Genomic DNA, 11,408 nt, shown 5'->3' on the forward strand with positions numbered 1-11,408 from the left:
CCGGCTCTGGGCCACCGCGATGCGCAAGAAGGGCTGGGACATCCCGGCCGAACTCGCCCACATCGAGTCCTCCGGAACCACCCGCCAGGAAGCCAGCTCACTGCTCGCGGCCTCGGCCTGACTTTCCAGACCCACCCTGATGTTCAGAGAGGACCAAAGATGTTCCCCGTCAGAATAGAAATCATCCCCTCGGAAGGAATCGTTGAGCGGGTCACGGCCCTGGTGCCCGTGACCACCACGCTCACCGTGACGTGCCTGCCCCATCACGGCATCGAGCGGACCATGCGCACGGCCGTCCAGCTGAGCGTGCTCGGCTACCAAGTGATCCCGCATCTCGCGGCGCGGAGCCTGCACAGCCGTGCCGACCTCACCGGAATCCTGCGCGACTGCGACGTTGCCGGCATCGGCGAAGTGTTCGTGATCGGCGGAGACCGGAAGCAGCCGGCAGGCCCGTACGTGTCCGCCCTTCCGGTGCTGGAAGACATCGCGCAGTACTCCGGCGGAATGATGCGGGCAGGTGTCGCGGGCTACCCGGAGGGTCACCCTTCCGTTGGCCCCGTGGACGTGCTGGACTCCCTGCTGGCCAAGCAGCACCTGGCGTCGCACGTTGTCACGCAGATGTGTTTCTCCGTGCCGAAAATCCTTGACTACACGGCGCTCCTGCGCCGCGAAGGCGTGCGGCTGCCCGTCTGGGCGGGCGTGGCCGGGTCCGTTCCGCGGACCAAGCTGGTCTCCCTGGCGACGCAGATCGGCGTCGGAAGTTCCCTCAGGTTCCTTAGCCGCAAAGGCCCGCTGGCCCGCAAACTCCTGAGCGGCGACCGCTACTCGCCAGAGGGCCTCGTGTCCGGACTGGAAAGCCAGCCGGGCAGCGTCGCGGGCATCCATCTCTACAGCTTCAACAGCCTTGATTCGGTTCCCGGCGGCCCGGGTCAGGCGGCAACATCATCAGCACTCCAGCAAGCATTGATTCGAGGAGCAGCACGTGACAACTGAAACCGTAACTTCCCAGCAAACGCCGCATCTTGAGCGGCAGCTCAGCAACCGGCACATCCAGCTGATCGCCATTGGCGGCGCCATCGGCACCGGCCTCTTCATGGGCTCGGGCAAAACCATCTCCGCGGCAGGGCCCTCGGTCATCTTCGTCTACATGATCATCGGCTTCATGCTGTTCTTCGTCATGCGGGCCATGGGCGAACTGCTGCTGAGCAACCTGCACTACAAGTCCTTCAGCGATTTCGCGGCGGACCTCCTGGGCCCCTGGGCCGGCTTCTTCACGGGCTGGACCTACTGGTTCTGCTGGGTGATCACGGGCATCGCGGACGTCATCGCCATCGCCGGCTATTCGAAGGAACTCTGGCCGGGGCTTCCGCTCTGGATCCCGGGCCTGGCCACCGTGGCCATCCTGCTGCTCCTGAATCTCACCACGGTGAAGGCGTTCGGCGAGACGGAGTTCTGGTTCGCGCTGATCAAGATCATCGCCATCGCGGCACTGATCGTGGTGGGCCTGTTCATGATTTTCAGCGGGTTCCAGTCCGACGCCGGCCCTGCCACCTTCACGAACTTGTGGAGCCACGGCGGTTTCTTCCCGAACGAGTTCATGGGATTCGTGGCCGGCTTCCAGATTGCAGTCTTCGCCTTTGTGGGCATTGAACTGGTGGGCACCACGGCCGCAGAGGCCAAGGACCCGGAGAAGAACCTGCCCAAGGCCATCAACTCCATCCCCATCCGTGTGCTGCTCTTTTACGTGGGCGCCCTCATCATTCTGATGTCCGTCACGCCCTGGACCCAGTTCCGGGCCGGCCACAGCCCGTTCATCGCCATGTTCTCCTTGGCAGGCCTGGGTGCCGCCGCCACGGTGGTGAACCTGGTGGTGCTCAGCTCGGCCATGTCCTCGGCCAACTCCGGCATCTACTCCACGTCCCGCATGGTGTACGGGCTGGCCCAGGAGGGTGACGCTCCGTCCGTTTTCAGCGCGCTGTCGCGCCGCAAGGTCCCGCAGAATGCCCTGTTCCTGTCCTGCGTCCTCCTGCTCTCCGGCGTGGTGCTGATGTACGCGGGGCAGGACATCGGCAAGGCCTTCGACATGGTGACCACCGTGTCCGCCGTCTGCTTCGTGTTCGTGTGGTCCATCATTCTGGCCAGCTACATTTCCTTCCGCCGGCGCCGCCCGCACCTGCACGAGGCGTCGAAGTACCAGATGCCGGGCGGCGTCCCCATGGTCTGGGTGGTCTTCGCGTTCTTCGCCTTCGTGCTGTGGACGCTGACCACACAGCCGGACACCCTGACGGCGCTGCTGGTCACGCCGGTGTGGTTCATCCTGCTCGGCGCCGCCTGGCTGGTGCTGCGCCGGCGCCCGGCGCACCTGGCCCGCTACGCGACGTTCCAGGCCGAACTCACCGAGGATCTGGCGCATGAGTCAGCCGCCGCGCGGGAATTCGGAAACGTGAAGAAATGAGCACCGCACCGACCCTGCACCATCCGGTCCGGAAAGCGGAGGAACCTCAGGCCGCGGTGGAGCATGTTCTGACCGTCGACTGTGCCGAGTCTCGGGGCATCGTCCACGCGGTCTCGGGATTCCTGCTCAGCCACGGCTGCGACATCATCGACATCAAGCAGTACGGGGACAAAGCGCAGGGGCACTTCTTCATGCGCGTCCATTTCTCCGCGGCGCGGGAGCCCGCGGCGCCGGAGGCGTCAGCACAGGAGTCTTCGGCGCAGGAGTCCTTCGGTACGGAGGAGCTGCGCCGGGACTTCACGCCGGTGGCGGAGAAGTGGCAGATGAACTGGAAGCTGGAGCCGCACGGCCGCAAACGCCGCGTCCTGGTGATGGTGTCCAAAATGGGCCACTGCCTCAATGACCTGCTCTTCCGGGCGCGCACCGGCGACATTCCGGTGGAGATCGTCGCCGTGGTTTCCAACCACCGCGAGCAGGAGGCGTTGGTCCAGTGGCACGGCATCCCGTTCTTCCACCTGCCGGTCACGAAGGACACCAAGCCCGACGCCGAAGCCCGGTTCCTGGAACTCGTCGACGAACTCGACGTGGAACTCGTGGTGCTGGCCCGCTACATGCAGGTCCTCAGTGACGGGCTTTCGGCCAAGCTGGCAGGACGGACCATCAACATCCACCACTCGTTCCTGCCCAGCTTCAAGGGTGCTAAGCCGTACCACCAGGCCTATGAACGCGGCGTAAAGACCGTGGGCGCCACGGCGCACTACGTCAACGCCGAACTAGATGAGGGGCCGATCATTGCGCAGCAGGTCATCGACGTGGACCATACGTACACGGCCGACGACCTGGTCGCCGTCGGCCGCGACGCCGAATGCGCGGCCCTCCGCAACGCCGTCCGCTGGCACTGCGAAGGCAGGATCCTGCTGCTCGGCAACCGCACCGTCATTTTGCGATAGCGCGGTTCCGTCCGGGCCGGCGAGCGCGCGGACCCGGACGGAACCCCATCTCCGAGGCCGACAAGGAGCCGAGGAGTCACAGGAGGCGGATCAGTACAGCGCTTCGATCGGTTCGACCGTGACCAGCCCCCGGGCCGCCAGGGCAAGCTGTCCGTCCAGCGTGACCAGGGCATCGGCCTGCAGCTGGGTCAGGGCGATGTATTCGGCGTCGAGGGTGTCGGGCCAGCCGAGCTGGTCGGCCACCTTCCAGGCGGCGGCCTGCAGAACCCGGTCGCCGAGCAGCCGGATGCGCAGGGCCCGCACATAGTCGAGCTGCCGGGCGGCGTCCGCCTTCGATAACTCGCCACGCTGCACTGCATGGTAGAGGAGCGAAAGGACCTGCGAGCGGAGAAGCGTCGGGGCCACCAGCTGGCATTCGTCGCCGGTGGCAGTCTGGTCCTGGGCGAGCCGCAACGCCGTATCCGGGGTGATCACATACCGAGTCATGGACCCCATTTTCGCCCACGTCGCATTCCCGCGTCTGTCAGTCCGGCGGGATGTGCCGCCGTCGTCCGTTCTCCGTGGCGGCAGTGCCGCCTGACTACGGCAGCCGGGACGGCCGCAGCATGGTGGCCTCGCCTGCGCGCCCGGGGTCAAGCGGCACGGGGCTGATCAGCACGGCCGGCCCGCGGTGCAGAACGCCGTCCGAGAGCGGCTGGCAGCGCACGCCGCCCCGCCCGCGCATGGCCTTGTGCGCGCCCGGAGCCAGCCTCTGGTCCATCCAGGCGCAGGGGTGGGCAGGCCGCCCGGCCTTCAGCCGCACCAGGTCCCCGCCCGATTCCAGCGCGAAGTCCTGGCCAATCAGCGGAGCCAGATGGGCTCCCCTGAGGACCACATTGCGCCGCGTAAGGAGGGGGTCGAAGGGGGCTACGCCCAGCTCCGCGGCCATGGCTTCGAGCGCCTCGATGGCGAACACGGTGACGGCGGCATCCATGTGCGCGGCCTTGCCGAAGAACCGGTCACCGACGATGCCGTTGCCCGCCACCACCTCGACCCGGTCGGCATCGGTCGTGGGGACGTCCGCCGCACCCTCGCGGGCGCGGCCAAAGTAGGCGTGCGCCGGAGAGACCAGAAGATGCAGCATCTCGACGTCGTACCTGTAGGCAGCGGTCATGCTCCAAAACTATCCCCATTGCGGGACCCCGGCACACCGCCGGCGGCACGCCCGGCTGGTCGGGAGGATCGTCACCGATGCCGATGCCGATGCCGATGCCGATGCCGATGCCGAAGTCCGGTCCCTGGCCACCTGTCCGCTGCAGCTAACCATGGCAGGGCTGTGGGATACCGTGGATTGCGCGCCATCGCGCCGGCCGCACCAAACGGCCGCCGGCGGTGGTGCGAGGAAAACACATTGCCACTCGTGGCGGGGGAACGGGGTACCAATGCGCAGCTTCACGTCCGTAGAGCACCGGATCGACGAGCGTGCCCACCGGCTGCTCGACAACGCCCCGGCGAGCGGCATCCGTTCGAGGCTCGTGGAGTTCGCGGTCTTCGGCCTCAAACAGGCCTGGGCGTGCATCTTCGGCACCGCGCTCCTCGCCGTGATCTTCGCGGCGCGGCTCTGGTATCCGGATGACGCCGCACTGGCCAGGAACGATTTCCTGACCCTCGCCGCGATCGTGATCCAGATCCTGATGGTCGCCACGCGGCTGGAAACCGTGCGGGAGCTCAGGGTGATTGTCCTCTTCCACCTGGTGGGGACGGTGATGGAACTGTTCAAGACCGACGTCGGGTCGTGGACGTACGAGGCGGACGGTTTCCTCCGGATCGGGGCGGTGCCGCTCTTCAGTGGCTTCATGTACGCGGCCGTTGGTTCCTACATGGTGCGCGTCTACCGCCTCTTCGACCTGCGTTTCGCGGCGTATCCGCGGCGGTGGGTCACGGCGATCGTGGCCGCGGGCATCTACGCGAACTTCTTCACACACCACTACATCGCCGACGCCCGCTGGGTGCTGCTGGCCGCCGTCGTGGTCCTCTTCGGCCGGTGCGTGATGCATTTCCGCGTGTTCCGCCGGCGGTTCCGGATGCCGCTGGTCCTGGCGTTCCTCCTGGTGGCGCTGTTCATCTGGATTGCCGAGAACATCGCCACCTGGTCCGGGGCGTGGCTCTACCCGAGCCAGGTGAACGGCTGGCACATGGTCTCGCCCGACAAACTGGTCTCGTGGTTCCTGCTGATGATCATCTCGGTGGTGCTGGTGGCGTGGGTCTACAAGCCGGAGCCGCCGGAAGGGCCTGAGCGGGCTGAGGTTTCAGACACCGGCGAGGCGCCGGCCGTCCCGGCGGGCACCGCGGAAAGCTAGAGGACGACGGCGGGACCTCCCGCCGTCGTCCGTTCCGGAAAGCAGGCCAACGCCGTGGTGTAGGCGTGCCGCAGGGCCTCCGGAACGGGAAGTGCACGATGTTCCGCAGACAGGATTTCCACGCCCCAGGGGCCATCGAAGCCAACGGACTGCATTGTGCGGATAAACCCGGTGACATCCTGGTCGCCTTGTCCGCACAGCCGGCGGTTGTCTCGTGTGTCCTCGAAGAGTGAGCCCCGAACTTCGGCATCTGCGTCATTGAGTTCCACCCCGAAAATCTGATCAGCGTCGAGGCTGCCGGACAGCTCTTCCAGGGTGGTTCCTGCGCGGAAAACGTGCCAGTAGTCAATGACCAACCCGCATTCGGGCATGCCGACCTTTCGCATGAGGTCGGCCGCCGCCGGAATCCGTCCGACCATCGAGAACGGCATCGGTTCAAGGGCAATCCGGGTACCCCGCAGCGCGGCCTCAGCCGTCAGGCGCCGGAGGGAATCCACCAGGAAGTCGAGGTCATCCAGGGGCTGGCCAAGGGCAGTTCCGACCTTAATGAACCGGGCGCCGAGCGTCTCGGCGGCATCAAGGAGGAGGTCGAACTGGGGACGCCAACGGTAGGAGAGGTTCTCGTCCCACCAGTCACTGAGGAGTTCAACTTCAACATGGCGGAAGCCGGCGTCGTCCATGAGCCTCCGCAAGGCCGGAAAGCCCAATGTTGAGCGTGCCGCGGCCAGGTCGTCATGGGCGAGTCCAAAGCCTGACCATCCTGTCGAGGCCATCGCGTCCAACCGATCCGTGATTGGCACGGGACTTGTCTCGGGGTTTTGCAGCGGAAGGGCATCGCCGGCACTGGTCCAGCAGGATGCGACGAGTTCCGGGGTGGGGGTCCTGGCCATAGTTCTCCTTTGAAGCAAATTGAGGGCCGCCGCCCGATGCAAATGAATGCGTCTAAGTATGAAACCACAATCCATTGGAACGGTCTATTGACTTCCTTATTCCCAGTGTTTTAGGGTTGGACCGTTCCACTCAGAGAGATGGATCGCATCCGTTCACACATCAGCGGCCTCCGCATTTCGCTCCATGCCTTGGCATGTGACCGAAGCGTTCACGACGGTCGAAAATGGCGCGAATCAAAGGAGATTTCACGTGGCAAAATTCAGTTGGCGCAGGGGCGCTATGGCTCTGGCCGTCGTACCGCTTCTGGCATTGGGGGCATGCTCAAGTGGCGGCGGCAGGACGGAACCGGCAAGCACCGGCGGGGGAGGCGGCCAGGTCGCGGACACCGCGCGCCTCAAGGTCGCGATGATCACGCACGCCGCTGCCGGCGATACGTTCTGGGACATCGTTAGGAAGGGAGCCGAAACCGCTGCCAAGAAGGACAACGTCGAGCTTCTCTACAGCGGTGACGCCGAAGGCGGCCGCCAGGCGCAGCTGGTGCAGCAGGCCATCGACCAGAAGGTGGACGGCATAGTGGTCACGCTCGCCAAGCCCCAGGCGCTCAAGGACGTGGTAAAGAAGGCGGTGGACGCCGGCATTCCTGTCGTCAGCATCAATGCCGGTGAAGACCAGTCCAAAGCCATCGGCGCCTTCACCCACTTCGGGCAGAGCGATAAGCTCGCCGGCGTCACTGTCGGACAGCGACTCGCCTCCGAAGGCATCAAGCACCCGATCTGCGTGATCCAGGAACAGGGCCACGTGGGGCTTGAGAACCGCTGCGCCGGAGTCAAGGAGAACGTCCCCGGAACGGAGATCCTCAACGTCAACGGTGCCGACATGACCTCCGTTTCCTCGACGGTCAGCGCGAAGCTCCAGTCCACCCCGGACGCCGACGCCATCGTCGGCCTCGGCGCCCCCTTCACGCTGACCATCGTCAAGGCCGTCAAGGAAACCGGAAGCAAGGTCAAGGTCGCATCCTTCGACCTGAACGGTGAACTTGCGAAGGCCATCGAAGACGGAAGCGTGGAATTCACGGTCGACCAGCAGCCCTACCTGCAGGGCTACGGCGGCGTTGACGCCATCTGGCTGAGCAAAGTTGGCGGTTTCAAAGTCGGCGGCGGCCAGCAGGTCTACACCGGCCCTGCCGTCATCGACAAGAGCAACGCAGCCGATGTCTCCAAGTTCGCGCAGGCAGGCATCCGCTAACCAGCAAGAAATATCTGTGGGATGCCGGGCGCCCTGGCAGCTGTGCCCGGCACCCCACGACAAAGGAGTCAAACAATCATGGCCAATGCCGTCCTCACCATTGCAACTGACGAGCGCGTCAGCGCCCGAAACCCCCTCCAGAAACTACTTGTCCGGCCCGAAATCGGCGCCCTCGTCGGAGCCCTTGTGCTCTTCGTATTTTTCTCCGCCATCGCCCCCGTTTTTCTGCAGCCCAGTTCACTGGCAACCGTCCTGTACGGCAGCTCGACGATCGGCATCATGGCCGTGGGGGTCGCCCTGCTGATGATCGGTGGCGAGTTTGACCTCTCCACCGGCGTGGCAGTCATCACCTCCGCCCTTTCCGCATCCATGTTTTCCTGGTACTTCAGCACCAACGTCTGGGTCGGAGTCGCCTTTGCTCTCGTGGTATCCCTGGGCATCGGGTTCATCAACGGATGGATCCTCGTCAAAACAAAGCTCCCCAGCTTTATCGTCACCCTGGCCTCCTTCCTCATGCTGGCCGGACTCAATCTCGGCCTGACCCGCATGATCGGCGGAGCCGTGGCGACACCTTCTGTTTCCGATCTCGACGGTTTCGACGCCGCACGCGTGCTCTTCGCCTCGACGGTGAAAATCGCCGGCGTGGATGTCACGATCACGGTGTTCATCTGGATCGCCCTGGTTGCGGTGGCGTCCTGGGTGCTGCTGCGCACCAAGGTGGGCAACTGGATCTTCGCCTCCGGCGGGGACGCCAATGCGGCCCGCGCCGTGGGCGTGCCGGTCACCAAGACCAAGATCGGCCTGTTCATGGCGGTCGGCTTCTGCGGCTGGATCCTGGGCATGCACAACCTGTTCGCCTTCAATACCGTCCAGTCCGGCGAAGGCGTGGGCAACGAATTCCTCTACATCATCGCCGCGGTCATCGGCGGCTGCCTCCTCACCGGCGGCTACGGCTCGGCCGTGGGCGGCGCGATCGGCGCGTTCATCTTCGGCATGGCCAACAAGGGCATCGTCTACGCCCAGTGGAACCCGGACTGGTTCAAGTTCTTCCTGGGCCTGATGCTGCTCCTGGCCACCATCGTGAACCTGATCGTCAAGCGCCGCGCAGAGCTCAAGTAAGGGGCCGGAGAAATGAACGCCAAACAGTTCGACCAGCAGCAGCTCCTCAAGGACGAGAAGGACCCGCTGACCCACACCCCCGTGCACCTCCTCTCGCTGGAGAACGTCGGCAAGCACTACGGCAACATCGTGGCGCTGACCGACGTCACCATGGCCGTGGACAACGGCCGCGTCACCTGCGTGTTGGGTGACAACGGCGCCGGCAAATCCACCCTGATCAAGATCATCGCCGGGCTGCACCAGCACGACGAAGGCGTGCTCCACATCATGGGGGAGGAGCGGAAATTCGGCTCACCCCGCGACGCGTTGGACGCCGGCATCGCCACCGTCTACCAGGACCTCGCCGTCGTCCCGCTGATGCCCATCTGGCGGAACTTCTTCCTCGGCTCGGAACTGACCAGCGGATTTGGTCCGTTCAAGAGCATGGACGTCCAGAAGATGAAGGACATCACCAAGAAGGAACTTGCCGACATGGGCATCGACCTCCGCGACGTCGAACAGCCCATCGGCCAGCTCTCCGGCGGTGAACGCCAGTGCGTCGCGATCGCCCGCGCCGTCTACTTCGGGGCCAAGGTCCTGATCCTGGACGAACCCACCGCGGCCCTCGGCGTCAAGCAGTCCGGCGTGGTGCTGCGCTACATCCTGCAGGCCCGCGACCGCGGCCTCGGAGTCATCTTCATCACCCACAACCCGCACCACGCCTTCCCGGTCGGTGACCGGTTCCTGCTGCTCAAGCGCGGCAAATCGATCGGCTACTACGACAAGAAGGACATCACCCTCGACGAACTCACCGCCCAGATGGCCGGCGGCGCCGAACTCGCGGAACTCGCCCACGAACTCGAACAGCTCGGCGGCCACAGCGAGATCGTCAAGGAAGTCCAGGCCGAAGTGGCCGACGTCGCTGACGCAGCGTACGAAAGCACCACCAGGCGCCACTGAGCGCAAACGTTCACAACCAGATGGAGCAACCATGCACATGCTAATCGCCGGAACTTGGCGCGGTGCCGCCGACGGCAGGACTGAGGAAGTCCGGTCCCCCTTTGACGGCCGGATCATTGACACGGTCCCCATTGCAACGGTCCAGGACGCCCAGGCTGCCCTCGACTGCGCCGAGATCGGCGCCCGCCTGCAGAGGTCCACTCCGGCCCACGTGCGGGTGGATATCCTCCTCCGCGCCGCGGCGTTGGCCGATGAGCGCGCTGAAGACATCGCACAGACCATCAGCGCGGAAACCGGCAAGCCGATCACGGAGGCCCGGGGAGAAGCCAGCAGGTCGGGGAACATCATTCGCCTCGCAGCCCACGAAGGAAGCCAGCTGTACGGCTCGACCCTTCCCCTGGATGCCAACGCCGGCACGGGCCTGGACAAGATCGGCTTTACCCTCCGGCAGCCAGTGGGCATCGTCGTCGCCATCACGCCGTTCAACTACCCCGCGCTGCTGGTGCTGCACAAGATCGCACCGGCGTTGGCTGCCGGCAATGCCGTGGTGCTGAAGCCGGCCCGCGCGACCCCGCTGACCGCGTTGAAGCTGGCTCAGTGCTTCGTCGACGCCGGTCTTCCGCCGGAGGCGCTGTCCGTCCTGACCGGTCCCGGCAGCACCCTGGGCGATGTGCTGGTCACCGATCCGCGGGTGCGGAAAGTCTCCTTCACCGGGTCCACTGCCACCGGCACCCGGATCAGCTCGATCGCCGGCGTCAAGAAGCTGTCCCTGGAGCTTGGAGCCTCATGCCCGGTGATCATCCTCCCGGACGCGGACATTGAGCTTGCCTCCAGCGCCGTGGCGGCAGGCGGTTTCATCAACGCCGGCCAGGTATGCATCTCGGTGCAGCGCGTCATCGTCGACCGCCGCGTCGAAGCGGATTTCCTCGATGCGCTCGTACCCAAGGTCGAGGCAATCGCCGTCGGCAACCCCAAGGAAGATGACACACGGCTTGGGTCGCTGATCTCCGAGGAGGAAGCCTCCCGCGTCCACGCATCGATTGCGGAGGCCCGCCATTCCGGTGCCCGGGTCCTAACCGGCGGTCAACGTGACGGCGCGGTGGTGACTCCCGCCGTCGTCGCTGGAGTCGACCCGAGGTCGAATCTGAGCCGGAACGAACTGTTCGGTCCCGCCGTCGCCGTTACCTCGGCCCACGACATCGAAACCGCCATCGCCCTGGCCAATGACAACGACTACGGGCTCGGCGCGGGAATCTTCACCAGCGACGTAGCGGGAACGGTCCGGGCCATGCGGCAGATCGACGCCGGAAATATCCATATCAACTGGACACCCCTGTGGCGTGCCGACCTCATGCCCTACGGGGGACTCAAGGGAAGCGGCATCGGCAAGGAAGGCGTCCGCTCCGCTGTGCAGGAAATGACCGAAGAAAAAACGGTCGTACTGCACGGACGCCCCTGGTAAACCCCGCC

General features: G+C 65.2%; 11 protein-coding genes. 8 read left to right on the top strand and 3 right to left on the bottom strand.

Features of this window, described 5'->3' with window-relative positions; translation table 11 throughout:
* Positions 1 to 159: 159 nt before the first annotated feature.
* Genes ABFP37_RS19830 through purU form a run of 3 tightly spaced genes read left to right on the top strand, consistent with a single transcriptional unit; the run spans position 160 to position 3,405 of the window.
* Positions 160 to 993 (top strand): methylenetetrahydrofolate reductase, encoded by an 834-nt coding sequence (locus tag ABFP37_RS19830; protein WP_347034664.1) that lies wholly within the window; start codon positions 160 to 162, stop codon positions 991 to 993.
* The gene (gene cycA / locus ABFP37_RS19835) at positions 983 to 2,455 is read left to right on the top strand and encodes a D-serine/D-alanine/glycine transporter (protein ID WP_347034665.1); all 1,473 of its coding nucleotides are present in this window, start codon (positions 983 to 985) and stop codon (positions 2,453 to 2,455) included. The genes ABFP37_RS19830 and cycA overlap by 11 nt, the downstream gene beginning before the upstream one ends.
* Positions 2,452 to 3,405 carry a formyltetrahydrofolate deformylase gene (gene purU, locus ABFP37_RS19840; RefSeq protein WP_347034666.1) on the top strand — a complete coding sequence of 318 codons (954 nt, stop codon included), beginning with the start codon at positions 2,452 to 2,454 and terminating at the stop codon, positions 3,403 to 3,405. Before cycA ends, purU begins: the two co-directional genes overlap by 4 nt.
* Positions 3,406 to 3,495: 90 nt before the next feature.
* Here purU and ABFP37_RS19845 read toward each other — a convergent pair whose 3' ends face one another.
* Complete coding sequence (locus tag ABFP37_RS19845) at positions 3,496 to 3,891, bottom strand: type II toxin-antitoxin system VapC family toxin (protein WP_347034667.1); 396 nt, start codon at positions 3,889 to 3,891, stop codon at positions 3,496 to 3,498.
* A 94-nt stretch (positions 3,892 to 3,985) separates the two neighbouring features.
* A complete protein-coding gene (locus ABFP37_RS19850) occupies positions 3,986 to 4,558 on the bottom strand; it encodes an MOSC domain-containing protein (RefSeq protein ID WP_347034668.1) in 573 nt (190 codons plus the stop codon).
* A gap of 268 nt (positions 4,559 to 4,826) precedes the next feature.
* Here ABFP37_RS19850 and ABFP37_RS19855 point away from each other — a divergent pair, with 268 nt between their 5' ends.
* The gene (locus ABFP37_RS19855; protein WP_347034669.1) at positions 4,827 to 5,744 is read left to right on the top strand and encodes a DUF817 domain-containing protein; all 918 of its coding nucleotides are present in this window, start codon (positions 4,827 to 4,829) and stop codon (positions 5,742 to 5,744) included.
* Here the strand turns inward: ABFP37_RS19855 and ABFP37_RS19860 are convergent.
* Entirely contained in the window at positions 5,741 to 6,634 is an 894-nt protein-coding gene (locus ABFP37_RS19860; RefSeq protein ID WP_347034670.1) for a sugar phosphate isomerase/epimerase family protein, read from the bottom strand. The two genes, ABFP37_RS19855 and ABFP37_RS19860, sit on opposite strands and share 4 nt — an antisense overlap.
* A 250-nt stretch (positions 6,635 to 6,884) precedes the next feature.
* Here ABFP37_RS19860 and ABFP37_RS19865 point away from each other — a divergent pair, with 250 nt between their 5' ends.
* From ABFP37_RS19865 to ABFP37_RS19880, 4 genes are all read left to right on the top strand, one after another.
* A complete protein-coding gene (locus ABFP37_RS19865) occupies positions 6,885 to 7,880 on the top strand; it encodes a substrate-binding domain-containing protein (protein WP_347034671.1) in 996 nt (331 codons plus the stop codon).
* A gap of 78 nt (positions 7,881 to 7,958) precedes the next feature.
* Positions 7,959 to 8,999 carry an ABC transporter permease gene (locus tag ABFP37_RS19870; protein WP_347034672.1) on the top strand — a complete coding sequence of 347 codons (1,041 nt, stop codon included), beginning with the start codon at positions 7,959 to 7,961 and terminating at the stop codon, positions 8,997 to 8,999.
* A 12-nt stretch (positions 9,000 to 9,011) separates the two neighbouring features.
* On the top strand, positions 9,012 to 9,938 hold the full coding sequence (locus ABFP37_RS19875; protein ID WP_347034673.1) for an ATP-binding cassette domain-containing protein: 927 nt from the start codon (positions 9,012 to 9,014) through the stop codon (positions 9,936 to 9,938).
* Between the two features lie 31 nt (positions 9,939 to 9,969).
* Positions 9,970 to 11,400 (top strand): aldehyde dehydrogenase family protein, encoded by a 1,431-nt coding sequence (locus ABFP37_RS19880; RefSeq protein WP_347034674.1) that lies wholly within the window; start codon positions 9,970 to 9,972, stop codon positions 11,398 to 11,400.
* The last annotated feature ends 8 nt before the right edge of the window (positions 11,401 to 11,408 follow it).

It is taken from the genome of Burkholderia sp. RS01 (assembly GCF_039748055.1).
GTDB lineage: Bacteria > Actinomycetota > Actinomycetes > Actinomycetales > Micrococcaceae > Arthrobacter.

What these genes read in the sequence shown, in the direction of transcription:
- ABFP37_RS19830 (WP_347034664.1), top strand. Translation starts at nt 160, where the DNA reads ATGTTCCCCGTCAGAATAGAAATCATCCCCTCGGAAGGAATCGTTGAG.
- purU (WP_347034666.1), top strand. Translation starts at nt 2,452, where the DNA reads ATGAGCACCGCACCGACCCTGCACCATCCGGTCCGGAAAGCGGAGGAA.
- ABFP37_RS19845 (WP_347034667.1), bottom strand. Translation starts at nt 3,891, where the DNA reads ATGACTCGGTATGTGATCACCCCGGATACGGCGTTGCGGCTCGCCCAG.
- ABFP37_RS19850 (WP_347034668.1), bottom strand. Translation starts at nt 4,558, where the DNA reads ATGACCGCTGCCTACAGGTACGACGTCGAGATGCTGCATCTTCTGGTC.
- ABFP37_RS19855 (WP_347034669.1), top strand. Translation starts at nt 4,827, where the DNA reads ATGCGCAGCTTCACGTCCGTAGAGCACCGGATCGACGAGCGTGCCCAC.
- ABFP37_RS19860 (WP_347034670.1), bottom strand. Translation starts at nt 6,634, where the DNA reads ATGGCCAGGACCCCCACCCCGGAACTCGTCGCATCCTGCTGGACCAGT.
- ABFP37_RS19870 (WP_347034672.1), top strand. Translation starts at nt 7,959, where the DNA reads ATGGCCAATGCCGTCCTCACCATTGCAACTGACGAGCGCGTCAGCGCC.
- ABFP37_RS19875 (WP_347034673.1), top strand. Translation starts at nt 9,012, where the DNA reads ATGAACGCCAAACAGTTCGACCAGCAGCAGCTCCTCAAGGACGAGAAG.
- ABFP37_RS19880 (WP_347034674.1), top strand. Translation starts at nt 9,970, where the DNA reads ATGCACATGCTAATCGCCGGAACTTGGCGCGGTGCCGCCGACGGCAGG.